At 75.4% G+C, this 25,139-nt stretch carries 16 protein-coding genes, 3 pseudogenes and 1 riboswitch; of the genes and pseudogenes, 9 read left to right on the forward strand and 10 right to left on the reverse strand.

The window, feature by feature from the left end; all coding sequences use genetic code 11:
* The 4 genes and pseudogenes from folP to ABTZ17_RS27440 form a co-directional block, all read right to left on the reverse strand.
* On the reverse strand, window positions 1-691 hold a 691-nt coding region (gene folP, locus ABTZ17_RS27425; protein WP_352198410.1), incomplete at its 3' end, for a dihydropteroate synthase.
* A complete protein-coding gene (locus ABTZ17_RS27430) occupies window positions 688-2,337 on the reverse strand; it encodes a malate synthase (RefSeq protein WP_352198411.1) in 1,650 nt (549 codons plus the stop codon). The genes ABTZ17_RS27430 and folP, both read right to left, overlap by 4 nt.
* Before the next feature lie 290 nt (window positions 2,338-2,627).
* The gene (gene metE, locus ABTZ17_RS27435) at window positions 2,628-4,961 is read right to left on the reverse strand and encodes a 5-methyltetrahydropteroyltriglutamate--homocysteine S-methyltransferase (RefSeq protein ID WP_352198412.1); all 2,334 of its coding nucleotides are present in this window, start codon (window positions 4,959-4,961) and stop codon (window positions 2,628-2,630) included.
* A 177-nt stretch (window positions 4,962-5,138) separates the two neighbouring features.
* Window positions 5,139-5,375, reverse strand: a riboswitch (cobalamin riboswitch).
* 83 nt (window positions 5,376-5,458) lie between these two features.
* Window positions 5,459-6,004: pseudogene (locus tag ABTZ17_RS27440) on the reverse strand (helix-turn-helix domain-containing protein); the annotation flags it as partial.
* 242 nt (window positions 6,005-6,246) lie between these two features.
* Between ABTZ17_RS27440 and ABTZ17_RS27445 the strand changes: the two are divergent.
* The 6 genes and pseudogenes from ABTZ17_RS27445 to ddaH all read left to right on the forward strand — a co-directional run.
* Window positions 6,247-6,942 carry a TetR/AcrR family transcriptional regulator gene (locus ABTZ17_RS27445; protein ID WP_352198413.1) on the forward strand — a complete coding sequence of 232 codons (696 nt, stop codon included), beginning with the start codon at window positions 6,247-6,249 and terminating at the stop codon, window positions 6,940-6,942.
* A 441-nt stretch (window positions 6,943-7,383) separates the two neighbouring features.
* Window positions 7,384-8,109 (forward strand): exo-alpha-sialidase, encoded by a 726-nt coding sequence (locus ABTZ17_RS27450; RefSeq protein WP_352198414.1) that lies wholly within the window; start codon window positions 7,384-7,386, stop codon window positions 8,107-8,109.
* An 89-nt stretch (window positions 8,110-8,198) separates the two neighbouring features.
* Window positions 8,199-9,386 carry a LamG-like jellyroll fold domain-containing protein gene (locus ABTZ17_RS27455; RefSeq protein WP_352198415.1) on the forward strand — a complete coding sequence of 396 codons (1,188 nt, stop codon included), beginning with the start codon at window positions 8,199-8,201 and terminating at the stop codon, window positions 9,384-9,386.
* Window positions 9,387-9,831: 445 nt separating this feature from the next.
* Window positions 9,832-13,827 (forward strand): nSTAND1 domain-containing NTPase, encoded by a 3,996-nt coding sequence (locus ABTZ17_RS27460; protein WP_352198416.1) that lies wholly within the window; start codon window positions 9,832-9,834, stop codon window positions 13,825-13,827.
* 234 nt (window positions 13,828-14,061) lie between these two features.
* Entirely contained in the window at window positions 14,062-14,730 is a 669-nt protein-coding gene (locus ABTZ17_RS27465) for an RICIN domain-containing protein (RefSeq protein WP_352198417.1), read from the forward strand.
* A gap of 321 nt (window positions 14,731-15,051) precedes the next feature.
* Window positions 15,052-15,870, forward strand: a pseudogene (gene ddaH / locus ABTZ17_RS27470) (dimethylargininase); the annotation flags it as partial.
* A gap of 46 nt (window positions 15,871-15,916) precedes the next feature.
* Here the strand turns inward: ddaH and ABTZ17_RS27475 are convergent.
* Together ABTZ17_RS27475 and ABTZ17_RS27480 are read right to left on the reverse strand one after the other, a co-directional pair.
* A complete protein-coding gene (locus ABTZ17_RS27475; protein WP_352198419.1) occupies window positions 15,917-16,348 on the reverse strand; it encodes a hypothetical protein in 432 nt (143 codons plus the stop codon).
* A 52-nt stretch (window positions 16,349-16,400) separates the two neighbouring features.
* Entirely contained in the window at window positions 16,401-17,681 is a 1,281-nt protein-coding gene (locus ABTZ17_RS27480) for a low temperature requirement protein A (protein ID WP_352198420.1), read from the reverse strand.
* 558 nt (window positions 17,682-18,239) lie between these two features.
* On the opposite strand from ABTZ17_RS27480, the gene ABTZ17_RS27485 reads away from it, so the two are divergent.
* On the forward strand, window positions 18,240-18,821 hold the full coding sequence (locus tag ABTZ17_RS27485; RefSeq protein WP_352198421.1) for a hypothetical protein: 582 nt from the start codon (window positions 18,240-18,242) through the stop codon (window positions 18,819-18,821).
* A gap of 467 nt (window positions 18,822-19,288) precedes the next feature.
* On the opposite strand, the gene ABTZ17_RS27490 is transcribed toward ABTZ17_RS27485, so the two are convergent.
* Window positions 19,289-19,843 carry a sensor histidine kinase gene (locus tag ABTZ17_RS27490; RefSeq protein WP_352198422.1) on the reverse strand — a complete coding sequence of 185 codons (555 nt, stop codon included), beginning with the start codon at window positions 19,841-19,843 and terminating at the stop codon, window positions 19,289-19,291.
* Here ABTZ17_RS27490 and ABTZ17_RS27495 point away from each other — a divergent pair.
* A pseudogene (locus ABTZ17_RS27495) lies at window positions 19,761-20,369 on the forward strand (ABC transporter permease); the annotation flags it as partial. The gene ABTZ17_RS27490 and the pseudogene ABTZ17_RS27495 sit on opposite strands and share 83 nt — an antisense overlap.
* A gap of 91 nt (window positions 20,370-20,460) precedes the next feature.
* On the opposite strand, the gene ABTZ17_RS27500 reads toward ABTZ17_RS27495, so the two are convergent.
* Together ABTZ17_RS27500 and ABTZ17_RS27505 are read right to left on the reverse strand one after the other, a co-directional pair.
* Window positions 20,461-20,682, reverse strand: a complete 222-nt coding sequence (locus ABTZ17_RS27500) for a hypothetical protein (protein ID WP_352198423.1) — start codon at window positions 20,680-20,682, stop codon at window positions 20,461-20,463.
* Window positions 20,683-20,749: 67 nt separating this feature from the next.
* A complete protein-coding gene (locus tag ABTZ17_RS27505; protein WP_352198424.1) occupies window positions 20,750-21,814 on the reverse strand; it encodes a hypothetical protein in 1,065 nt (354 codons plus the stop codon).
* 184 nt (window positions 21,815-21,998) lie between these two features.
* Between ABTZ17_RS27505 and ABTZ17_RS27510 the strand changes: the two genes are divergently transcribed.
* Window positions 21,999-23,750, forward strand: a complete 1,752-nt coding sequence (locus ABTZ17_RS27510) for a hydroxysqualene dehydroxylase (protein ID WP_352198425.1) — start codon at window positions 21,999-22,001, stop codon at window positions 23,748-23,750.
* A 22-nt stretch (window positions 23,751-23,772) separates the two neighbouring features.
* Here the strand turns inward: ABTZ17_RS27510 and ABTZ17_RS27515 are convergent, their stop codons facing one another.
* Entirely contained in the window at window positions 23,773-24,972 is a 1,200-nt protein-coding gene (locus ABTZ17_RS27515) for a polyprenyl synthetase family protein (protein WP_352198426.1), read from the reverse strand.
* Window positions 24,973-25,139 lie beyond the last annotated feature (167 nt).

Consider the following 25,139-nt stretch of genomic DNA (forward strand, 5'->3'; position numbering starts at 1 on the left):
CGTGCGGGACTTCGCGCGTCGACGGCCGGGCACCTTCCTCGCCGGCGCCGCCGTGGCGGGGTTCTTCCTCGGCCGCGCCGGCAAGGGGGTGGGCGAGGTCGTGGTGGGCCTCCTTGGCGAAGCCGAGGCCCGGATCGATGACGAGGTGTTCGGGGCGGATCCCGGCGTCGGCGGCGGCGTGCAGGCGGACGCGGAGCTCGGTGACGACCTCGGAGAGGACGTCACCGTAGACGGCCCGGGTGTGCATGTCGTGGCCGAACCCGCGCCAGTGCATCAGGACGAAGGGCACCCCGCAGGCCGCCGCGGCCGGGAGCATGCCGGGGTCGGCGAGGCCGCCGCTGACGTCGTTGACGAGGGCGGCGCCGGCGGCGACGGCCCGTTCGGCGACGGTGGCGCGCATGGTGTCCACGGAGACCGTGACCCCTTCGGCGGCCAGACCGCGCACGACCGGGAGGACCCGGCGCAGTTCCTCCTCCTCCTCGATGCGGGCGGCGCCGGGACGGGTGGATTCGCCGCCCACGTCGACGAGGTCGGCTCCGTCGGCCACCAGGTCCAGTCCGCGTTTCACGGCGGCGGCCGTGTCGAACCAGCGGCCGCCGTCGGAGAACGAGTCCGGGGTGACGTTGACGACTCCCATGACCGCGCACCGGTCCCAGGCGGGCAGCCCCGCCACCGGGGCCGGGGCGGTCATTCCGGGACCTCCGCGTTCCGTACGAGGTACCGGGTGTAGGCGCCGGGGGTGAAGAAGTCGGGCAGGTGCCGGCTGAAGACGGTGGACTCCAGGATCGCGCGGGCCTCCGCCGCCCGCGGGCCGGGACTCTCCGCGGCCAGTGCGGCGTACTCCTCCTCGATGAGGGCCGTGAGCCGCTGCCGGGTGAGGAGGCGGTGGCGCAGCCACTGCCAGAGCTGCACGCGGGCGATCTCGGCGGTGGCGGTGTCCTCCAGGAGACCGTCGCGTGCCAGGACGCCGTGCCCGCCGAGCCAGGTGTCGAAGTAGCGGAGCGCGACGGCGACGTTGGTGCGGATCCCGTCCGGGTCCGGCGGGACCACGTTGCGTCGCACGGCGAGCAGGTCCGCGGCCGTGACGCCCCGGTCCCGGTCCGGCGCGTCGGTCGCGTGCGGGCGGCCCTCGGTCTCCCGATCGAGGGCGGTCCGGTCGAGGGCGGTCCGGTCGACGGCCGCGCGGTCGAAGGCTTCCCGGCAGACGGGCACCAGCTCGGGGCGGGTGACCCAGGCGCCGTCGAAGCCCTCGGCGGCCTCGCGCTCGGCGTCGTGGCGGGCCGTGGCCAGGGCGGTGCGGGACCCCTCGGTCGTACCGTCCGGCAGGTGGGTGACCATGCCGCCGATCGCGGGCGCGCCTCGCCGGTGGCAGGAGTCCACGAGGAGTTCCGTGTACGCCCTCATGAACGGGGCGTTCATGGTGACGGCCGTGCGGTCCGGGAGCAGGAAGTCGGTGCAGTGGCCGAAGGTCTTGAGCAGGCTGAAGAGGTAGTCCCAGCGTCCGGCGTTGAGGCCGGCCGCGTGCTCGCGCAGCTCGTAGAGGATCTCCTCCATCTCGAAGGCCGCGGGGACGGTCTCGATCAGGACGGTGGCGCGGACGGTGCCCCGGGGGATGTCCAGGAGCTGCTGGGCGAGGACGAACACGTCGTTCCAGAGCCGGGCTTCGTACCGGTTCTCCAGCTTGGGGAGGTAGAAGTACGGGCCGGAGCCGGAGTCGATCTGTCGGCGGGCGCAGTGGAAGAAGTACAGGCCGAAGTCGACCAGGGCCGCGGCCACGGGTCGGCCGTCGAGGAGGAGGTGTTCCTCGTCGAGGTGCCAGCCGCGCGGGCGGACCATCAGGGTGGGGCGCGAAGTGGTCGTCCGGGTCGGGGCGTCCGCCTTCGGGTGCCCGTCCGTGGGGCCGTCGAGTCGGCCCGTGACCGCGTCGAGGAGGGTGAGTTGGCCCGCGATGAGGTTGTGCCAGAGCGGCGAGGTGGCGTCCTCGAAGTCGGCCGTCCAGACCTGGGCGCCGGAGCGGAGGGCGGCCCGGGCGGTGTCGCGGTCCGGCGGGCCGGTGATCTCGACGCGGCGGTCGGCGAGTCCGGGGGCGGGGGGTGCCACCCGCCAGGTGGGGTCATCCCGGACGGCCGAGGTGGCGCGGGGGAAGTCGAGGCGGGAGCCGGAGGCGAGCCGGTCGGACCGGTGGCGGCGTTCGGTGAGGAGGCCGTGCCGGCGCCGGGCGAAGGTGGAGTCGAGGCATGCGAGGAACGCGAGCGCGGCCGGGGTGAGGACTTCTTCGAAGCGGGGGCCGGCGGCGCCGAGGACGGTGATGCGGCCGGCGGGGGGTGGGGAGGTCATGGGCTCTCCAAGGGGGCGGGGCGACGGGACGGACCGGGGCGGGGCGAGCCGGGGCGGGCCCCCGGGGCGGGCGGATACGGGCGCCCCGGAGGCCGGGCGCGCCCGTACGCGTGCCGGGGCGGGCACACCCGCACCGTGCCGGGGCCGGCCCCCGACAGGCAAGGACCGGCAGGCAGGGACCGGCAGGGCATCCCCGGGCCCGCGGTCGGGTGACCGCGGGCCCGGCGCCCGGCCAGGTGGACCGACCGATCCGATCGGACCGACCGGTCCAACCGAACCGATCGGACCGGTCAGGCCCGTGCGTCCGTGGGGTCCGCGAGTTCGGAGCGGACCGCGCGGGCTGCCGCGACCAGGTTCTCCAAGGAGGCGCGGGTCTCGGTCCAGCCGCGGGTCTTCAGGCCGCAGTCGGGGTTGACCCAGAGCCGTTCGGCCGGGATGGCCTCCAGGCCCTTGCGGAGCAGGGTGGCGGCCTCCTCGGTGCCGGGGACGCGCGGGGAGTGGATGTCCCAGACGCCCGGTCCGGCCTCGCGGGGGTAGCCGTGCGCGGCGAGTTCGCCGGCGACCTGCATGTGGGAGCGGGTGGCCTCCAGGCTGATGACGTCGGCGTCGAGGTCGTCGATGGCCTGGACGATGTCGCCGAACTCGGCGTAGCACATGTGGGTGTGGATCTGGGTGTCCGGCCGGACCCCGCTGGTGCTGAGGCGGAAGGCCTCGGTGGCCCAGGCCAGGTACTCCGCGTGGTCGGCGGCGCGCAGCGGCAGGGTTTCGCGGAGGGCGGGCTCGTCGACCTGGATGACGGAGGTGCCGGCGGCTTCGAGGTCGTTCACCTCGTCGCGGAGGGCGAGGGCCACCTGGCGGGCGGTCTCGCCGAGGGGCTGGTCGTCGCGGACGAAGGACCAGGCGAGCATGGTGACCGGGCCGGTCAGCATGCCCTTGACCGGCTTGGTGGTCTGGGCCTGGGCGAAGGTGGTCCAGCGGACCGTCATCGGGTCCGGGCGGGAGATGTCGCCGGCCAGGACCGGCGGGCGGACGTAGCGGGTGCCGTAGGACTGGACCCAGCCCTCCTGGGTGGCGACGTAGCCGGTGAGCTGTTCGGCGAAGTACTGCACCATGTCGTTGCGTTCGGGTTCGCCGTGCACGAGGACGTCGATGCCGGTCTTCTCCTGGAAGGAGATGACCTCGCGGATCTCGTTCTCGATCCGCTCCTCGTAGCCGGCGGCGTCGATGCGTCCGGCCCGCAGGTCGGCGCGGGCCACGCGCAGCTCGTCGGTCTGCGGGAAGGAGCCGATGGTGGTGGTGGGCAGCACGGGCAGGCCGAGGTGGGCACGCTGGGCCGCGGTCCTCTGGTCGTAGGGCTGGGAGCGGCGGCCGTCGGCGGCGGTGACGGCGGCGGTGCGGGCCCGGACCGCCGGGTCGCGGGTGATGGCGGAGCCGCTCCGGGAGGCCAGGTCGGCGCGGTTGGCGGCGAGTTCGGCGCTGATGGTGTCGGTGCCCTGGGCGAGGCCGCGGGCGAGGGTGGAGATCTCGGCGGCCTTCTGGCGGGCGAAGGCCAGCCAGCGGCGGATCTGGGGGTCGATGTCGCGTTCGGCGGCGGCGTCGAGGGGGACGTGCAGCAGGGAGCAGGAGGAGGCGACGTCCACGCGGTCGGCCAGGCCGAGGAGGATGGCGAGGGTGGTCAGGGACTTCTGGTGGTCGTTGATCCAGATGTTGCGGCCGTTGACGACACCGGCGACCAGGCGCTTGCCCGGCAGACCGCCGGCGGCGGCGAGGGCGTCGAGGTTCGCGGCGGCGGCGCCGGTGAAGTCCAGGGCCAGGCCCTCCACGGGGGCGGCGGCCAGGATCGGCAGGGCGTCGCCGAGGCGGTCGAAGTAGGAGGCGACCAGCAGCTTGGGGCGGTCGGTCAGGGCGCCGAGCTCGCGGTAGGTGCGGGTGGCGGCGTTGAGTTCGGCCGGGGTGCGGTCCTGGACCAGGGCGGGCTCGTCGAGCTGGACCCAGTCGGCGCCGGCGGCGCGGAGGTCGGCGAGGACCTCGGCGTAGACGGGGAGCAGCCGGTCCAGCAGGGTCAGTGGTTCGAAGGCGGGGTCGACGCCGGGGGCGGGCTTGGCCAGCAGCAGGTAGGTCACCGGGCCGACGAGGACGGGTCGGGCGGTGTGCCCGAGGGCGAGGGCCTCCTTGAACTCGGCCACCTGCTTGGCGGAGTTCGCGGTGAAGACGGTGTCGGGGCCCAGTTCGGGGACCAGGTAGTGGTAGTTCGTGTCGAACCACTTGGTCATCTCCAGCGGCGCCACGTCGCGGTTGCCGCGGGCCATGGCGAAGTACCCGTCGAGGGCGTCCGCGGCCACCGCCTCGCGGTGCCGGGCGGGGACGGCGCCGACCATGACGCTGGTGTCCAGGACGTGGTCGTAGTACGAGAAGTCGCCGGTCGGTACCTCGTCGATACCGGCCGCGGTCAGTTCCTGCCAGTTCGTGCGGCGGAGATCGGCTGCGGTCCGGCGCAGGTCGTCGGCGGTGACCCCGCCCTTCCAGTAGCCCTCGATCGCCTTCTTCAACTCACGGTCGGCACCCTGTCGGGGGTAGCCATGGACGGTGGCGCGGGCTGCCGCGGCTGCGGACTCGGTGGTCACGGAACTCTCCTTCGCGAGCATGTCTCCATGGACCCGGTGCCGACCGGGAGCGCGAAAGGGGTGCCGGAACGGGCGGGTCGTCCGGTCGCGCCACAGGGGTACGCGACGGGAGCACCACCCGCCTGAAAGCACGCCGACCCGCCCACGAGGTCACCGGGAGAACCGTGCGCGGAATCGTCCGCGTACGGGCAACGGGCAGGTCTTCGGACTCGCGGGCACGCCTGCCGGCATTCGTACTCCTGCCGGCGGGCACCTACTGGCCGTCGCTTCCCAGGACCGTTTCTCCGGTCCCAGTGCGTATGACGGCGGTCGTTCCCGCTCACCGCTGCGGGGCAGTCCCGGATTCCCACCGGGTTCCCTCTTGCGACGCATCCCGCCTGGCGGACGGGGCGAACCAGCTGCGTTCGTCACCCTAGGACGCCGGACGGCCCCGAGGCGAGCGTTGTCCACGATCCGGATGCGGAAATGAGACAACCAGGGGTGGCGGGCCCTCGGGGTCAGGGCTCGCGGACCACGGGGTAGGGGATGTGGGTGCGGCGGTCGGGGTCGACGGCGAGGCTGCCGCCGGCCGGGGGCCGGGCCCGCTGGGCGCAGTCCTGCCGTTCGCAGATGCGGCAGCCGAGTCCGATGGGGGTGCGGGCCCGGGGGTCGTCCAGGGCGATGCCGTCCGCGTAGACCAGGTGGGCGGCGTGTCGGAGTTCGCAGCCCAGGGCCACGGCGAAGTCGGCGCGGGGGGCGTGGTGGCCGTATCCGCCGCGGGTGACGGTGCGGGCGATCCAGAAGTACTTCTTGCCGTCGGGCATCTCGGCGACCTGGGTGAGGATCCGGCCGGGCGCGGAGAAGGCCCCGTAGACGGTCCACAGGGGGCAGGTGCCGCCGAGCCGGGAGAAGTGGAAGTCGGTGGCGGACTGCCGTTTGGAGATGTTGCCGGCGCGGTCGGCCCGCAGGAAGGAGAAGGGGACGCCGCGCAGCCCGGTGCGCTGGAGGGTGGACAGACGGTGGCAGACCGTTTCGAATCCGACCCCGAAAACGGCTTGAAGCACGCCATGCTTGCGGATGGCGCGGGGACGGAAGGCAACGGGCATGCCCCACTTCCGGTTCCTCTCGCATGCATGGTGCAGGTGCAACAACCATGCAACAAGGTACGCCCCGGGATCGGGCGGCTCGACCGGTCCGCCCCTCGGACCGGGGGTTTTCGATCCGGGGGCGCAGCGTGGGTGAGCTCGGGGAATTCCGCTTGTACCCTCGGTGTGAACATCGTGCGCAGTACTGGAGGAACCACCCCGTGGCAGCCAAGTCCCGTCCCGTTCCGTCCGTGTGGGCGCGTCCCAAGCCGTCGCCGAGGCAGGTGAGCCTGAGCCGGGAGGTCATCCTGCGGGAGGCCATCGCGATGCTGGACGCGGACGGTACCGAGGCGCTGACGATGCGGGGGCTGGGCGCGCGGCTCAACGCCGGGGCCACGTCGGCCTACCGGCACGTCGCCAACAAGGACGAGCTGATGGAGCTCGCCGTGGACGAGGTGCTGGGCGAGGTGTTCGTCCCGGAGGGCGGCGGCGCGGACTGGCGGGCGGCCGTGTCGGAGTGCGCCCAGTCCTTCCGGGCGACGGCGATCCGCCATCCTTGGCTGTGCGCGGAGCTGGGGCGGGCGGGCCTGGCCTACCAGGGGCCGAACCTGTCGGGGGTGGTCGAGGGGCTGGCCGGGCTCTTCGACGGGCTCGCGCCGGAGGACGTGCCCACCGCGATCGACGCCGTGTTCTCGTACGCGATCGGCATGAGCGCGACCGAGTCCGCCTGGCTCACCACGGTGGCGCGGTCCGGGCTGACCGAGGGCGAGTTCCTCGCCGAGGTGCTGCCGACCACGCCCGAGAACGCCGAGGAGCACCGGCTGCTCGTGGCGGACCCCGTGGGGATCCGCGACCGGAAGTTCGTGAACGGGCTCGACATCTTCCTCGACGGGCTGGCCGCCCGGATGCCGCGCTGACCCGACTCCCCCCGCCGGGCGGGTCGGGCTCCCGCCCGGCCGTCGCTCCGGCACGCCCGACGCGCCGGGCGGCCCGGTGGACACCCCCGTGTCCCACCAGGCCCCGGCGCGCGCGGCTCCCGGGCCCGCACACCGGAGGGTGACCCTCCGGCGATGCCCCGCCGAACGCTCCGTCCGGAGCGCGGCCGTCTGGGCGGATCGGGCCCGAAAACACCTGGTGGGCCACTTCCGGCCACCCGGTTGCGCACATCGTACACGCACGCGTACGGTGTGCGCGCCGGGCCCGTTCGACCCTCGTGCACCGCATCCGACCAGGCCGGGGGGGGCTGCGCGCCGCCGATCACGGGCGCCCGCGCGCGTGATCGGGCACGCGTCCGCTCCCCCGCGCCCTCGCCCGCGTACGCGTCGAACACCCGCGTACGCACCGACCGACGGGGAACCATGTCCCATCCATCCACCGGTCCTTCGGGACTGCGCGGAGCCGGGCTCGTCGCCTGGCTCTGCGCCCTCGCCGCCCTCCTCGCGGCGGCCGTCACCCTCACGCCGTCGACCCGCGCGACGGCCGCCCCGGCGGCGGCACCCCCCGCGGTCCAGGGCGTGGAGTCCATACCGTTCAAGGCCCAGAGCGACTACTACTGCACGCGGATCCCCGCCCTGGTCACCACCCGTGAGGGAGTCCTGCTCGCCTTCGCGGAGGGCCGCAACCGGCCCGCCAGGAACTGCGCCGACGTCGGCGAGAACGACCTGATCCTGAAGAGGTCCACCGACGGCGGCGCCACGTGGAGCGCGCTGACCGTCGTCGTGGGCGCCGGGGACCAGCTCGCCCACGGCAACCCGGCCCCGGTCGTGGACGCCGTCACCGGCCGGATCTCCCTGCTGTACGCCAGCAGCGACTGGAACCGGGACTCCGCCAACCCCTCCCGCGCCGGCCTGCCGCGGACCATCCACGTCACCCACAGCCTGGACGGCGGCCTCACCTGGTCGGCGGGGCGGCCCCTGCCGCAGCGGAAGGCTCCGGGCTGGGGCTGGGTGTCCACCGGGCCCGGCCACGGCATCCAGCTCAGCCGGGGCCCCCAGCACGGCCGGCTCGTCGTCCCCGGTGACCACACCTCGGACAACGACTCCAAGGGCGGGGCCCACCTGAACTACAGCGACGACGGCGGCTGACCTGGCAGCTGGGCGCCGTCTCCGAGGGCGCCCCCAAGAGCGGGGCGTACCCGGCGGAGGTCACCGTCGCCGAGACCGTCACCGGCGAGGTGTACGTCAACGCCCGCAGCTCGGAGCCCGACCGCTGCGGCAACACCCGGCACCGCCTCCACACCACCAGCACCGACGGCGGCGCCACCTTCGCCGCCCCGTTCACGCACGTGGACGGGCTGGACACCTCGCACACCTACGGTTCCCTGCTGCGCCTGACCGCCAAGGACCGCGGCGACGCCGACAACCGCCTGCTGTACTCCGGGCCCGCCCGCCTCGGCCCCAACCCGCTGGAGGACCGCCGCGAGCTGGCCATCCGCTCCTCCGTCGACGAGGGCCGGACCTGGCAGACCGTCGGCACGGTCGTCTCCGCCGGCCGGACCGGCTACTCCGACCTCGCCCTGGTCACGAAGGACCGCATCGGCGTCCTCTACGAGACCGCCGACAAGATCCCCCACGGGAACCTGGCCTTCAAGTCCTTCACCACCGGCGCCATGGACGCGGCCCGCACCGAGCTGCGGCGCCCGCGGATCCTCGACGAGAGCCCCGCGAAGGGCAACGACGCCCTGGTGGAGGGGGGCGCCGTGATCGGCAGCCGCGGCTCCGGCAAGGCCATCGAACTGGACGGGCAGGACGACTACCTGCGCGTGGTCAGCTGCGCCGAGAACCTCCGCGTCAAGAACGACGACTTCACGGTGACGGCCTGGTTCCGGCACACCGACGTCACCGGCCCCCGGCCCGTGATCTGGGCCTACGGCATGCCCGACCCGACCAAGCCGAACGTGCGCGTACCGCAGTTCTCCGTGGTCGCCGAGCCCGGCGCGACCGGCTCCAAGGGGCTGCTGAAGGGCCGGATCGAGACCACCGACGGCATCGCCGAGGTGACCGCCGACTCCGCGTACGCCGACGGCAAGTGGCACCACGTGGCCTTCCAGCGGACCGCCGGGAAGCTCGTGCTCCTCGTCGACGGCGGCCCGCAGCTGCCCGGGGGCGCCGAGTTCACCGCGCCACACGCGCTGGTCGGCCACGCCTCACCGACCGGCCAGTTCACCATCCACATCGGCGCCCGGCCCGACTTCCCGAACCAGTCGGCCGGAGTGAACCAGCTCTTCCGCGGCGGCCTGGACGACGTACGGCTCTTCGGTAAGGCCCTCACCGAGGCCCAGGTCCGCGACATCAAGGCCGGCACCCTCGACGTGGCGGGCGACCTGCAACACCTCCGCCTCGGCTTCACCGAGTTCAAGTAGCCGCGCGGCGAGGACAGCGGCGGACAGGACGCGAGCGGTGAGGACAGGACCGGTGGGACAGCGGCGGTGAGGCGCCGGCCGCCGTGGCCCGGTCTCCGGCTCCGGGATCCGGCCGGGGCCGGCCCTCACCGCTCCCGCCACCCGCCTCCGTGACTCGCCTTCAGGCACCCGCTTTCGGTACCCGTTTTCGGCACCCCCTCCGGGCTACTCGGAGGGTGCGCCGTCCGTTTCCGGCTCAGCCGCCGATGCCGTCGCTGCCGTCGCTTCGGTTCGTCCGCGTCCACCGGCACCGGGGCCGGAGCCGGGGAACGGATCGCGCCAGTCGGCGCGGCCCGGTCCACCGGCGCCCCCACACGGCGCGAACGTGCCTTGTGGCGGCGGGCGGGCGGGCTGTTGGGTGCGTCCTCTGGACGGAGCGACCGGACTCCGTCGGGAGGGGGCGGATGTGGGGCGTCAGGAGAAGCCGCTGGATCCCGCGAGCGGCCCTGCGGCCGAACTGGCCATCGCGTTACGGGAGTTGCGCCGTTCGGCGGGCGGACCCACCTATGCCGTGATGGCCCGGCGGAGCGGCACCTACTCAGTGGCCACCCTCTCCCGGGCCGCCGCCGGGGAGCAGCTGCCCACCCTGCCCGTGGTCCTCGCGTACGCCTCGGCCTGCGGCGGGGACCCTCGGGAGTGGCGGGACCGCTGGCAGCGCGCCGCCGACGCGCTGGCCGCGCGGGAGGCCGAACAGCCGACCGCACCCGCCCCCTACCTCGGCCTCGCCCGGTACGAACCGGGCGACCGGGAGCGCTACTTCGGCCGCGACCGGTTGGTGGACGACTTGGCCGCCCTCACCCGCACGCACCGGGTGACGGCCGTCTTCGGCCCTTCCGGGAGCGGGAAGTCCTCCCTGCTGCGGGCCGGACTCGTCCCCCGGCTGCGGGAGCCCGGCAGCACGGCGGCGGCGGTCCGGCTCCTCACCCCGGGAGCCCACCCCCTGGACCGGCACCGGGCGAACCTCGCCCCCGCCGGCGCACCGGGCGACACCTGGCTCATCGTGGACCAGTTCGAGGAGGTGTTCACCCTCTGCACCGACGAGGAACGCGCTCTCTTCGTCAAGGAACTCCTGCACGCCGTCCGGACGGACGGCGCCCGGATCCGCGTGGTCCTCGGCATCCGCGCGGACTTCTACCCCCACTGCCTCGCCGACCCGGCCCTCGGGGCCGTGGTGGGGGCCGCCTCCCTGGCCGTCACCCCCATGAGCCGGGAGGAACTCCGCCAGGCCATCGTCGGCCCGGCCGCCGCCCGTTCCGTGGTGGTGGAACGGCCCCTCACGGCACGGCTCGTCGACGAGGTCCACGGCAACTCCGCCGCGCTGCCGCTGCTCTCCCACACGCTCCTGGAGATCTGGCAGCGCCGCACCGCCGGCCGGCTGACCCTGGAGGCGTACGAGCGCACCGGCGGCGTGCACGGCGCGGTCGCCCGCAGCGCCGAGGCGACGTACGCCCGCCTCGGCCCCGCACGGGAACGCACCGCCCGACGGATCCTGCTGCGCCTGGTCCGACCGGGCTGCGAGGCCCTCCCCGACACCCGCCGGCCCGCCCGCCGCGCCGATCTCGGCCCGGCGGAAGAGGTGGGCCCGGTCCTGGACGCGCTCGCCACGGCCCGGCTGGTGACCCTCGACCGGGACACCGTCGAGCTGTCCCACGAGACCCTGCTCACCGCCTGGCCGCGGCTGCGCGCCTGGGTCGCGGACGACCGCGAGCACCTGCGCCTGCACCACCGGCTCGGCACGGCCGCCGACAGCTGGGAACAGCTCGACCGCGACCCCAGCGCGCTCGCCCCGGCGGCACTGCTCACGACACTGGCCCCGCTGCTGCGCCGGCTGCCCGACGACGGCCCGCACTGGCTGACTCCCTCCGAGGCCGCCTTCCTCGCCGCCAGTACGCAGGCCCGCGGCCGGGCCGCGTTCCGCCGCCGCGCCACCCGGGCGCTGCTGGCCCTGGCCGTCGTGGTGGCCCTGTTGGCGGGTATCGTCGCCTGGCAGGCCGGCCGGACGGCCCGGGAGCGGCACGACGTGTCCGTGGCGCTGCGGGCGGTGGCCGTCGCGGAGGGCCTGCGGGCGGGGGACCCCGGGGCGGCGGCCCGGCTCAACCTCACGGCCTGGCGGCTGGCGGCGACCCCGCAGACCGGGGCGGGTCTGTTCGCCGCCCTCGGGGACCGGGCGGAGCCCGCCCTGACCGTGGGCGACGGCAACGGCCGCGAGCGGAGCGAGTTCGCCGACCCGGAGGGCCGCACCGTGACCGTGCTCGGATCGCAGTTCGTCGAACTGTGGGACCTGCGGGCGCGCACCAAGCGGTCCTGGTACCGGCTCCCGCTGTCCGTACGGGTCCCGCCCGCCCCGTACGCGTCCCCCGAAGTCCTCGCCCCGCAGGACCCGGGCCCCGGGCGGCCGGCGGGAAGGCCCGCCGTGCGACCCGCGCCCGCGGACCCGCCGGGCCGGGTGCGGCCCAGCCCCGACGGCACCCGCTCCGCTCTCCTCAGCCAGGGCGGCACCCCCGGCAACAGCACCCGCCGGTGGGCCGAGGTGCGCCTCGTGGACCTGCGGGGTTCCGTCGCGAGCACGCTCGTCCTGACCGGTCTGACCACGGCCACGGGCCTCACCTGGAGCGGTGACGGCCGGACCCTGGCGGTGGCCGCCCCAGGGACGGTACGGCTGTGGGACACCGGCCGCCGCCGCCAGGTGTTCGCCGCGCCCGCCGCCGGAGAGGCCCCGGGGGTGGCGCTCGGCGCGGACGGCCGCCGCCTGGCCCTGTGCGGGCCGGGGGGCATCGAACTGTGGGCGGTCCCGGAGCGGCGCCGCCTCGCGGGCGGCCCGCCCGGCGACGCCTCCGCGCCCGGCGGACCGTCCGCGCCTCACCCGCCCGCCGTACGCGCTGTTCCGTCGGTTCCCGCCGGCACCTGCACCACGGACGCGCTGCGGCTGAGCCCCGACGGGTCCCGGCTGGCGATCCGGCTGGGCACCGGGCTCCTGCTCTGGTCGGCCCGGCCCGGTGATCCGGAGCCACGGGTGCTGCCGGCGGCCGGGGTCACCGGCTTCTCCTTCAACCGCGACGGCAGCCTCCTGGCGGCCGTGACCCCGCAGGCGGCCCGGGTGTGGCGGACGGCGGACGACCGCCCCGTACCGCTCGCCCTGCACCAGGACCTGAGCCACGCCCGGCCCACCGACGTGCGCATCGACGACCGGGCCGGGCTGCTGCGGTACGTGTACGCCGACCAGCGCCGGGTGGGGGCGCTGCGGTTGGGCCCGCTGCGGGGCGCCGACTGGTCCGCGCGGGGCTCCGACGCCGTCCACACCTCGCCGGACGGCTCCGTGACGGTGATCCTCCGGCGGCGGGGCGACCGGGTCGTCCCCGAGTTGTACTCCGGTGTCCGGGGCGGCGGGGACCGCGCCGACCCGCTCTCACCCTCGGCCCGCCCCACGGCCCGACTGCCCGCCCTGCCGCTGCGGATCGGCGCGTCCCGGACCGGGCCGGCCGTGGGCGGGTTCAGTCCGGACGGCAGCCTCTTCGCCTACGGCCCGGCGGCCACCCTGGCCCCTTCCGTCACGACGGTGAAGGTCTGGGACGTCCGGCGCCGCGAGCCCCTGCCCGACGTGAGCCCGCCCCGCGGGAGTGCGGCGACCTCCGACCCGCCCGTCATCACCGCGCTGGCCCCGGTACGGCGCGAGGGCAAGGCGGTCGTGTACGCGGTGGCCACGGCGGCCGACGGGTCCACCTCGATCCTGGACTTCGGCACGGGCCTGCCGATCCAGCCGGTGACACCGGACGAACCCCTCGTGCTCCGGCCCGACGGCGGGGCCCTGGTCCAGCAGGACGGCACGGTGGTGGATCTGCCCGGCGGCGACGGCCCGCCCGGTGAGAAGTACCTGGGCAGCACCGTGCCCGGGCTCCTCGGTTCCCGGTTCGCCGTCGCGTACCGCCGCGACGGGCACCTGCTCGCCCTCGCCGAGGGCAGCGGTCGCCTCACCCTGTGGGAGGACCCGCCCGTCGGGACCCTCACCGCCCTCGACGGCGGCCCGCACGGCACCGACGGCACTCCGGGCTGGTTCACGGCCGCCGCGTTCTCCCCGGACGGCCGCCTGCTGGCCACCGGGGACGTGACGGGTGCGGTCCGCCTGTGGGACCTCACCGCCCGCACCCCGCTGGGCGCCCCCCTCCCCGGCCCCGGCGAACCGGTGGCCCGGCTGTCCTTCACCCCCGACGGCACCGACGTCCTCGCCCAGGGCCGTCACACCGCCCCGCTCCTGCACCCGGTCGCCCCCGAGGCGGCGGCCGCCGCCCTGTGCGCCCGCGGCCTCGGTCCCCCCGACCCCGCCCGCCGGCGCGCGCTCGTCCCGGACCTTCCCGACCTCGACCCCTGCCCGCCCCCGCCCCGCTCCCCCACCGGCCGCCCCTGAACCCGGTCGGCTCCGCCGGCCACCGAACGGAATTGTTTCAAGGCCCGTGACCTGCGGCGCAACAACCCGACTCCCCCGCAACCTGGTTCACGACGGGGGCCGCCACCGCCGGGAGCCCCACCCGGCACGGGGGGAGGCGGCCCCCGTCATCCGCGCCACCGGCCGCTCGACAACCGGCCGTCGGCCGACCGGACCACGCGACATCTCTCGACCACTCGACCACGGAGAGAACACATGAGGCACTCGGTACGCACCGGCACCATCGCGGCCCTGTCCGCACTCCTGCTGGGCGCACTGGCCATCCCCCCGACCGCGGCGGCCACGGACGGCTCCGACGCGACCCCCGCGTCCCGCCCCGGTACGGCCGGACCCCGGGAATCCGGCCGTGAGGTGTCCGCACAGTCCATTTCCAGTCCGGTGCGGATGACGGACGTGCAGTTCGGGAAGGTGCACCAGATCAGGGCCGTGCACAGCGAGAAGTGCCTGGACGTGCAGGGCGGCTCACTGGCGAACGGCGCCGACGTGTTCCAGTGGCCGTGCCTCTCCCCCGGTTGGCAGAACGAGAACCAGCAGTGGTACCTGCGGCCCGACATCGACGGGATCATGAACATCAGCCCGGTGCACAGCCGCAAGTGCCTCGACGTGCAGGGCAAGTCGAGCAAGGACGCCGCCAACGTCTTCCAGTGGGACTGCCTGGGCGACGCGGCGAGGAACCAGCGGTGGTTCCTGGCCGACGAGAGGTTCCAGTACGGCATGTGGACGTACGCCATCCTGGCCCAGCACAGCGGGAAGTGCCTGGACGTGGAGGGTGCTTCCCAACTGAACGCGGCGAACGTGTTCCAGTGGACCTGCCTGGGCGAGCAGCAGCTCAACCAGCGCTGGACCTTCCACCCCGTCAAGTAGCGCGGTCGCCGGGCGCGGCGGATGACGGGGCCGTTCCCTCCCTCCCGGACACGCCCGTCATCCGCCGCGTTCGGTCCGCGTACCGGCGTCCGTGAGCCGGTGGGGTTGAAGATCCGCCAACTTCCGTCCGAAAGAGCAGCGTTGCAGAGATTAGGTAAGCCTTGCTTTACTTCTCCGGGATCACGGCGCGCGGCCGGGTCGGGCCGCCTCGGCCCGCTCCGGACGGCACGTCCGCGACCCCTCAGACGGTGCGGGTACACCCCACCCCACCTCGCCGACGGGCACCGACACCCGGCCGCCCGACCACGACCCCAGGGACGCCCACCCATGCGCACTGCGACGCCCCGGCACTACCTGATGTGCCGCCCCACCCACTTCGACGTCGTCTACTCCATCAACCCGTGGATGGACCCCGGCAAGCCGGTGGACACGGAGCTGGCGGTGGCACAGTGGGAGCAGTTGCGCGCGGTGTACCTGGGGTTGGGGCACAGGGTGGACCTGATCGAGCCCGTGGAGGGGCTGCCCGACATGGTGTTCGCCGCGAACGGCGGCACCGTCATCGACGGACGGGCCCTCGTCGCCCGCTTCCGCGACGCCGAGCGGATAGCCGAGGGACCGGCCTACCGCGACTGGCTCCACCACAACGGCTTCGCCGACCCCGTCACGGCCTCCGTGGTCAACGAGGGCGAGGGCGACTACCTGCTCGTGGGCGACCTGCTCCTGGCCGGCACCGGCTTCCGCAGCGACCCCCGCTCACACGCCGAGGCCCAGGAGTACTTCGGCCGCCCCGTCATCAGCCTGACGCTGGTGGACCCGAACTACTACCACCTCGACACCGCCCTGAGCGTCCTCGACGACGAGACCATCGCCTACTACCCGCCGGCCTTCTCCCCCGGCAGCCAGGCCGTCCTGCGACGCCTCTTCCCCGACGCCCTCATCGCCACCGACGCCGACGCCCGCGCCTTCGGCCTCAACGCCACCTCCGACGGACTCAACGTCGTCCTGCCCGAAGGCGCCGTCGACCTCGCCGAACAGCTCCGCTCCCGCGGCTACCTCCCCGTCGGCCTGGACCTCTCCGAGCTCCTCAAGGCCGGCGGCAGCATCAAGTGCTGCACCCTGGAACTCCGCCCGGCGGTCTGACCCCTCCTCAGGACGGCCCGGAACGGACCCCGTTCCGGGCCGTCCGCTAGGCGCAGATGCGCTTGAAGGCGGTGGCGCCCGGGCGGGCGCGGAAGCGGACCTCGTGGCCGGCCTCGTCGGTGAAGACGGCCGCGGTGGCGGACTCCAGGGTCATGGTGCCGCGCTGGACGGGGTTGTCCCAGCCCTCGGGCGGATTGCCCGAGCCGTCGGAGAGCGGGGTCTCCGCTTCGAAGTAGGTGGTGCCGACCCGGGCCTCGTCGATGCCGCAGTGCGTGTACAGCTCGAACGGGAGGGCGCGGTGGGCGCGCGGACTGCTCGCGGCCGTCCCGCCGACCCCGTCGCCCGCGCCCGCCGCTCCGCCGCCGCCCCGCTGTTCGGCGGCCGGGGAGCAGCCGGTGAGCAGGGCCGCGGCCAGCGCGAGGCAGAGCGCGGCCGGCACGGTGGCGGAGGCGGGCCGGCGTGCGGGTGAGGTCGACATGGGCCTTCGACGTGCGGTGCCCGGCGGTGGTTCCCGCTCGGCGCGGGCCGGTTCAGGTGGTGTGTGGTACCGCCCGGCGGTCGGGGCGGGAGTGGTGCGGGGTGCGGCCGGTGGCGGAGAGGCAGGCCAGGGCCGCGGTGACGAGCAGGATCCGGTGGGCCGGGGTGCCCTCGTCCGCGGTGAGGGCGGTGAGCAGGCACAGGGCGAGCGCCGGCACGGATCCGGCGGCGGTGCGCCGCCAGGAGGCGGGGTGGGCGCCGATGCGGACGGCGGAGGCGATCAGGAGGTACCCGGCCGCGCCTGCGGCCATGATCAGGCTGCTCGCCGGCAGCCCGCCGGCCTCCTCGTGTGCGAGGGTGGCGCCCATGCCGGCGGCGAGGGCGGCCAGGCAGCCGGTGGCGCAGCAGTGGAGGCCCAGGGCGAGGCGCGGGGTGGTGCGGTCGCCGGCGGGGAGGAAGGGCAGGGCCTCGCGGCCCTTCCGCAGGGACAGGGACCACACCAGGACGAGGGCGAGGAAGGCGGCGGGGCCGCCGATGAAGAGGTCGCGGTCCCAGGGGGCTTCGGAGGCGGCGTCGACGAGCTGGTAGACGCCCTCGCCGAGCACGATCAGGGTGAACAGGCCGAGCCGTTCGGCCAGGTGGCGCGGGTCGATGCGGGCGGCGGCCGCGGCGGGGCGGTCACCCGCCCGCTCGTCCCGATCGCCGGGGCCGGTGCGGGTCGGTGCGGCGAGGGTGAGGGCGAGGTCGATGGCGAGCCCGCCCGCCCACAGCCAGAGCCGGGCCTCCTCCGGAGCCCAGAGCGAGGCGATCCACGGGGCGACGCCGACGGTGAACCCCGCCACCGGCCAGCCCGCCACGTTCTGGTGCCGGTTCTGCCAGACCTGTCCGGCGGAGAACCGCACCAGGACGTAGGCGAGGGCGAAGGCCCCGGTGCGGTCCCCCTCCCGGACCCCGTGGACGGCCGAGGCCATCACCGCGAGCCCGAACATGCCGAGCAGCAGGGTGCGGGTCCGGGTACTGTCGGCGGCCACGTTGCCGTAGAGGGTGGTGTTGACCCAGGCTGTCCAGAAGGCCACGAAGAGGACGGCGTACAGGGCCAGGTCCCGGCCGTCGGGTTCCCCGTACAGCAGGTGCGCGAGCTGGGCGACGCCCGCGACCGCGACGAGGTCGAAGAACAGCTCCAGCCAGGTGGCGTGCCTCGGTTCGGCGGGGCCGGCGGCACCGGGCGGGGAGGCCGGCGCGGGGCCGGCGGCCTCCCCGCCCCGGGGCTCGGATCCGGGCCGGGGTTCGGGTCCGCGCTCGGGCTCGGGGGCGCCGGAAGCGATCTCGGGCATGTGCCGACGTTACGGGCGTGGCCCCCGCCACCGGCCGCACGCCACGGACTCCGCCCGAGATCGCGTACGAGGGGCGAGGGCGGGGAGCGAGGGAGAAAACGGGGGAAGGGGGACGAGGGAAGGGCCCGGCTCACTGTCAACGGGGAGGTCCTGGGGCTGCTGCCGGGCGAGGAGGCGGACCGGATCGCGCGCGGTGGGCCGGCGGACCCGGTCGGCGCCGTCGTGTCCGCCCTCCAGGGTCCGGCCCGGCAGGCCGCCCGTACCCTCGCCGTACTCGGCCGGCCGGCCTCCGCGGAGGAGCTCGCCGCGGTCGCGGAGCTGGGCCCGGTCGCGGCGGTGGAAGCCGTGCAGACGCTGCGCGGCCGCGGGGTGCCGGCCCTCGACGGGAGGGCCGGCTGTGGTTCCCGGAGGGCGGGCTGCGGGAGGCCGTGGTGCGGGACGTGCCCGGTCCCCTGCTGCGGGTGCTGCACGCCGCCGCGGCCGGTCACTGGGAGCCCGCCGACCGGATCCGGCACGTGGTCCGCCCCGGGCGCTCCGCCGGAGGCGGTGCTGTCGGCGGTGCACGCGGCGGAGGAGGAACTGGCGCACGCCCGGGCGGTGGAGGCGGACCTCCTCTCGGGGGCCGGCTCGGGCGACGCGACCACCTCGGCGGCCGCCGCCGACCTGGCGATCCGGCGGGCCCGCGCGCTGGCCCGATCCGGCCAGATGGCGCGCGCGGAGGCCGTGGCCCGTGCGGCTCTGGAGCAGACCGCCGATCCGGCGCGGACGGCCCGGCTGCACCGGGTGCTGATCTTCACCCGGACCGTGCGGGGCGACGCGCCCGGCGCCCTGGCCCTGGTCGACGCGACCCTGGCCGGGCCGCTGCCCGAGCACCTGGCCGCCGCCCTGACCGAGCACCGCACCCAGCTCGTGCAGCTCGCCGGGCTGGAACCGGACATCGCCCGCAGCCTGTACGTCTCCACCCGCACGGTGCAGGCCCACGTCTCCCGCACGCCGGCCAAACTCGGTCTGGGCACCCTCATCGAACTCGCCGCCGCCCACGCGAACCGCCCGGACGGCGCGGCCCGAGCGCGGGTCAGCCCGCGAGGAACTGGGCGCAGCGGTAGGGCCCGAAGGAGCCCGCGGTGCCCCGGAGGGTGACCTCCACCTCGTCGGGGCGGACGGTGGGGTCGAGGAGGCCGCGGGCGCGGGCCAGGGTGCAGCCGAGCTGACCGTTGGCGAGCCCGCCTCGGCGTCCGCGGCGAAGGCGGTGTCGGGGGAGGCCACGGTGAGGCGGTTGCCGTCAGCGGTGATCTCGTACGGGAGGGCGGTGACCAGGCTGGTGAGGCCGCGGTCCTGTTCGGCGCGGGTGGGTCCGGCCCCGAGGAGTTTGATCGCCCCCGCCGGTTCGGTGATCTCGGTGTCGGGGCGGGAGACGCCTTCGAGGCGTCCGGAGGGGGTGACGAAGTAGAGGCGGAGGCCCCGGGTGATCCCGGTGGCGGGTTCGCCGGCCCGGACCACTCCACTGGGTTGGATGCCGCAGCTGGTGAGGGCCAGCAGGAGGGGGAGGAGAACGGCGGCCGGGCGGGTGGCCCGGGGGTGCGGCGCGCGCCGGATGGGGGACGGGGTCACGGCGTGTCCTCCTCGGGTGCGCGGGTCGGCAGTCGCAGAACGAACGCGGCTCCGGGGCCGTCCCGGTCGGCCGCCTCGATGGTGCCGCCGTGGAGGCGGGCGTTCTCCAGGGCGATGGCGGTGCCCAGTCCGCTGCCGTCGGAGCGGGTACGGGCCGAGTCGGCCTTGTAGAAGCGGTCGAAGACGCGGGGCAGGGCGTCGGGTCCGAGGCCGGGACCTTCATCGGTGACCTCGACCGTGATCTGCCGGGGATCGGCGGTGAGGGTCACCGTGACGGGGGGCGCACCGTGGCGGAGGGCGTTGCCGACGAGATTGGCGATGATCACGTCGAAGCGGCGCCGGTCCACGGCGGCGTGGACGGGCGCGGGAACCTGGAGGGTGACCTCCGTGCTCCAACCGCGCAGGGCGAGGGTGGTGCGGACGGCTTCGGCGAGGTCGGTGGCGGTGAGGTGGAGGCGGGCGGCCCCGCTGGTCCCCGTCCTGGACCGGGTGGCGCTGGTGGGATTCCCCGCGGCGGAACGGCTGTTCGGCTTCGACGGGCACCCCACCACCGTGTTCGAACGGTCCTCGGACGCGTCCGTCAAGGACGTGCTGACCGTGCTGGCCCGCACGGTCAGTCCCGGCGCGCCCGGTGGGGTGAAGGTGTCCCGGCCCTCCGACGCGCTCGCCGCGAAGACGGCCACCGACCGGGGGCTGACGGCGCTGATGCTCGGCCTCGGCAGCGTGGCCCTGCTGGTCGGCGGGGTCGGGGTCGCCAACACCATGGTGGTGTCGGTGCTGGAGCGCCGTCCGGAGATCGGCCTGCGCCGGGCCCTCGGCGCGACGCGGGGCGCGATCCGGGCGCAGTTCCTGACGGAGGCGCTGCTGTTGTCGGCGATCGGCGGGGCGGCGGGGGCCGTCCTCGGGGCGGGCGCCACGTACGCCTTCGCCGCCGCGCAGGGCTGGACTGCGGTGGTCCCGCCCTGGTCCCTCCTCGGAGGTCTCGCCTCCACCCTGGCCATCGGCGCCCTGGCCGGCTTGTACCCGGCCGTCCGCGCCGCCCGGCTGGACCCGACGAGCGCCCTGAGCGCCACCTGAGACAGGAACTCCGAGGAACGTCTCCGCCGGACGACCGGCGGGTGGGCGGGGGCCGCGTCCCGTGGGGAGCGGCCCCCGACCATCCGACCGGTCAGCCCTGCGCGGCGGTTACCTGCTCGGTGGCCTTGCCGAGGGCGGCGACCGTGCTGTCCACGGACACGTCGGGCTTCGTCACCACGTTCTTGGCGACGGTGCTGGAGTCGACCAGCGGCTTGAGGGTGCCGTCGAGGCCGTCGTCGGCCAGGGCGGGGGATGCGCAGGAGAGGGCGGCGGCACCGGCCGCCAAGGCGAGGGTCACGGTCTTCTTGATCATGCCCGGCCCAACGAGTGAACCGCCCCGAGGCCACGCCCCGTTCCGGACGCGCCGCACGGCGGGCCGGTCACTGGATCAGGTCGACGTGGGGGTGTCCGGGGTCGGCCGGGCAGACGTAGAGCTGCATGTTGTCGGTGCTGCCCACCTCCACCTGGGTGGGCTGGGCGGGGCTGACGCCGGCGTAGGAGTCCGCGTACGCCGCCTCCCGGTCCTCGGCGGGGGCCCAGTCGCGCCGGAGATCGCCGTCCCACTCGAAGGAGGCGATCGTGAGGAGCGGCGTCATCCGCGCCCCGCAGGCGGCGCAGTCCTGAGGGTAGGGGTCCGTGCGGCCCCACGGCGCCCAGCCGCCGACCTTCCAGCCCGGAGCCCAGCTCAGGGCTCCGCGGTAGTAGTCCTCCGGGTACTCGTCCCAGGGGGTGGGCGGGGCGGCACCGGCGGTCCGCCACTGCTCGGGATCCTCCAGTCGTCGCCGGAGTTCCGGGCTCAGTTCCATGCTGTCGGGGTACTCGGTGACGGTTTCGGGAGCCAGCAGGCAGGGCTCCGGCACGTAGCCCGGCCAGTCGGCCTCGAAGGGCTCCGGGGGCGCGACGAGCGGATCCCTCACCTCGGTGGCCGTCCGCCAGAAGACCGCGACCATGGGTTTGGCCTCGCCGTGCTCGTACGGGCACCAGAGGACCTGGAGCAGATCGGCCCGCCCCGGCGTCGCCAGGAGCGGTACGTCGCGCAGGTACAACTGGGCCACGGGCAGCAGGGGGACGGGCCGTTCGGAGGGCGGCGGGCCGCCGCCGTCGAGCCGGGTGGCGCGGGCCGCGGCGTTGCGTTCCCCGGCCGCCGTCTCTTCGGGCGTCAGCTCGGGGCCGTCGGGCTCGCGGTAGCGCCTGGCCCGGATGCGCCGTTCCAGCCGCTCCTCGGCGAGCTGCCGCCGGAACCCGGTGTTCACGTGCGCCTCCCCGCAGTGCGGCCACGCCTCCCCGGCGGGCCACAGCAGCGGGCCGCCCACCGAACTGTCCCCCGCCGAGGGCGATCCGGGCCGCGGGTGCAGGCGGACGGCGGCCCGCGCCAGCGGGGCGAGCTCGGGGAAGACTGCCGCCATGTCGACGGGCCGCGCCGGCGTCGTACGTGTGAAAACCATACCGGTGATCTTGCCGGCGCCCACTGACAGCCCGCCGGGCGGCGGCGGGAGGGCGGGGCCGGGCCCGGTACGGTGATCTTGGTCAGGGGCGGGGGCGCGGGCCCGTCGGCAGCGGAGCGGGGCGGGGGCGGGACGCGTGGGTGCGGGCGTGGGGGCGGGAGCCGGAACGGGGTCGGGGCGGCGGGTGGTCGTCGTCGGGGGCGGGCCGGCCGGGTTGACCGCGGCGATGGAACTGACCGAACGGGGCTTCGCCGTCACCGTCGTCGAGGCCCGCGCGCTGGGCGGCAAGGCCCGCAGCATCCCCATGCTCGGCACCGGCCGGGACGGGCGCGGGGACCTCCCGGGCGAGCACGGCTTCCGCTTCTTCCCCGGCTTCTACCGCAACGTCACCGAGACCATGGCCCGGATCCCCGCGCCCGCCACCGGACCGGGGGACCCCGCGCGGCCCGGTCGGACCGTCGCCGACCGGCTCGTCGCCACCTCGGAGGTGCTGTACGCGCGGGACGGGGGCCGCGACGGCGTGGTCGTGGACATCGCGGGCGGCCCCACGGAGCGGACCACCGCGGCGACCCTGCGGGCCGTGGGCCGGCTGCTCGCCCGCACCCCGGGCCTGTCCGCCGAGGAGAGCGCCCACTTCGCGAACCGACTCCTCGTGTACGCCACCAGCGGTCCGGCCCGCCACGACGCCGAGTTCGAGAACACCTCCTGGTGGGAGTTCACGGCGGGGGCCGGCGCCTCGGAGGAGTACCGGCGACTCTGCGTGATCGGCCCCACCCGCACCCTGGTGGCCGCGAAGGCCGAGGTGGCCGGCGTGGCGTCCATCGGCCGCACCCAGGTCGAGTTCTGGTCGGGGCTGCTGGGCGGCTCCGACCACGCCGAGGCCGACCGGGTGCTGGACGCCCCCACCACGGAGGCCTGGATCGGACCGTGGGCCCGACACCTGGCGCGGCTCGGGGTGCGGTTCCTGGTGGGACACCGCGTCCTGCGGCTGCGCACCGCCGGCGGCGCGGTGCGGGCCGCGGCCGTCCGCACCCCGTCGGGCGCGGTCCGGGAGATCGAGGCGGACTGGTTCGTCTGCGCCGTACCCGCCGAGGCCGCCGTACGGACCCTCGGCCCGGAGGTCTGCGAGCTCGACGAGTCCCTGACCGACATCGACCGGCTGGAGACGGACTGGATGACCGGGATGCAGTTCTTCCTGCGCGAACCGGTCCCGCTCGCGCGCGGCCACGTCGTCCACGTGGACTCGCCGTGGGCCCTGACCTCCCTCACCCAGGCCCAGTTCTGGACCGGGATCGACTTCCCCGCCCGCTACGGTGACGGCACCGTACGGGACTGCCTGTCCGTGGACGTGTCGGCCTGGGACGTGCCCGGTCCCCTGACGGGGAAGCCCGCCCGCGCCTGCACCCGCGAGGAGGTGGTCCGGGAGGTGTGGCACCAACTGGCCGTCTCCCTGAGGCGGGACGGCCGCGCCCTGCTCTCCCCCGGCCTGGTGCACTCCTGGTTCCTGGACCCGGCGGTCCGGTGGCCGACGGAGCCCGGGGCACCCCTCGTCAACACCGAGCCGCTGCTGATCAGCACCGCCGGCTCGCGACGGTGGCGGCCCCGCCCCGCCGGGAAGGTCCCCAACCTCTTCCAGGCCGGGGACCACGTGGACGTGGACCTCAACCTGGCAACCATGGAGGCCGCCGACCAGAGCGCCAAGGCGGCCGTCAACGCCCTGCTCGCGGCGGCCGGTTCCCGGGCCGCCGGCTGCGTGGTGCGCGGACGGCCCGAGGCCCCCGAACTCGCCCGGCTGCGCGCCCTGGACGACGCCCTGTACGCGGCGGGCCTGCCCAACGCCTTCGACCGACCCGCGCCGTGGCAGAGGAATCCTGAGGGGGAGCGAGGCCGTGAGCGGGCGCGGGAGCACGCGACGCCCCCGGGCGCCCCCCACTGATCTCGGCCTTCCGCCCCGGGGTTCAGTGGCTCCGGTCGGTGACGAAGGCGGCGAGGGTACGGAGGTCCCGTCCCGCTTCCTCCGAGGCCGGACGGATCCGGTCCAGGGCCGCGAGGGCCGCCCGTTCGTGCGCCAGGGCCACCGCGCGCGAGACCTCGCGGGCCCCGCTGCGGTCGAGGAGGTCCCGTACCTCCCGGGTCTCCCGCTCCGTCCACGGGCGGGGCAGGGCGTAGCGCGCGCGGAGCCGACGGGCCAGGTCGGGGGCTTCGGGCGTGGGGGCCAGGGCCACCGCCACCGGGTGGGACTTCTTGCGGGCGGTGAGGTCGGCACCGGCCGGTTTCCCGGTGACGGCCGGGTCGCCCCAGATCCCGAGGAGGTCGTCGACGATCTGGAAGGCGATGCCGAGGTGTTCGCCGAACGCGGCGAGGTCGTCGACGGCCCCGGGGGCCGCCGGGACCGCGCCCAGGGCGCAGGCGCAGGCGAAGAGGGAGCCGGTCTTGTCGGCGTGCACGCGGAGGGTGGCGGCCGCCTCTGGGGCCGGTTCCTCCTCCAGGGCGAGGTCGAGGGCCTGGCCCTGGGCGAGGCGGACGAGGGCCTCCCCGAGGAGTCCGGTGACCTGCGCGGAGGCGCGCAGGGCCCGGGTGTCGCCGGGGTCGCCTTCCCCGCCCGCCGGGGTGGGCAAGGTGGTGAACGCGAGGTCGAGGGCGTGCGGGGTGAGGGCGCGGACGGCCTCTTCGACGGCCTCGGCCCCGAACACCCGCCAGGCCGCCGGGCGGCCGCGGCGGAGGGCATCGCCGTCCATCACGTCGTCGTGGAGGAGGGAGAGGGCGTGGAGGAGTTCGACGGCGGCCGCGGAGGCGGTCAGCAGCGCCGCCGCGTCGGGGGCGGGTCCGGCGCCTCGTCCGGGGCCTCGTCCGACGCCGGACCCGGGATCGGAATCGGGATCGGGATCGGAATCGGGATGGGGATGGGGATCGGGGTCACCGCAGGCGCGGGCGGCGGCGAAGACGAGCGCGGCCCGGACGGCCTTCCCCCGCCCCGGTCCGCCGGCGGGGAGCTCCCGCCCCTCGGCGTCCTGCCACCCCCACTGGTAGGCGAGGATCCGCGCCGGACCGGGCTCCACCCGCTCCAGCAGGTCCCGGACCACCGCGTCGGTCCGCGCACGGGCCCGGGCGAGCAGGTCGTCGACCCGGGTGGCGGAGCGGGGCGCGGGCAGGGACACGGGTCCTCCGGGGAAACGGCCGGACGGTGTCCTGACCAGGGTGTTCGAAGCGCGTCGGAGCCGGCTGCCGACTCCGCCGTCAGGGCCCGGACACTACCTGACGGGTGATCCGTACGAGCGCGGGGCGGGCCTCCCCGGAGCTCCGGGGAGGCCCGCCCCGCGCTCGT

Source organism: Streptomyces sp. NPDC097619, assembly GCF_040302735.1.
GTDB lineage: Bacteria > Actinomycetota > Actinomycetes > Streptomycetales > Streptomycetaceae > Streptomyces.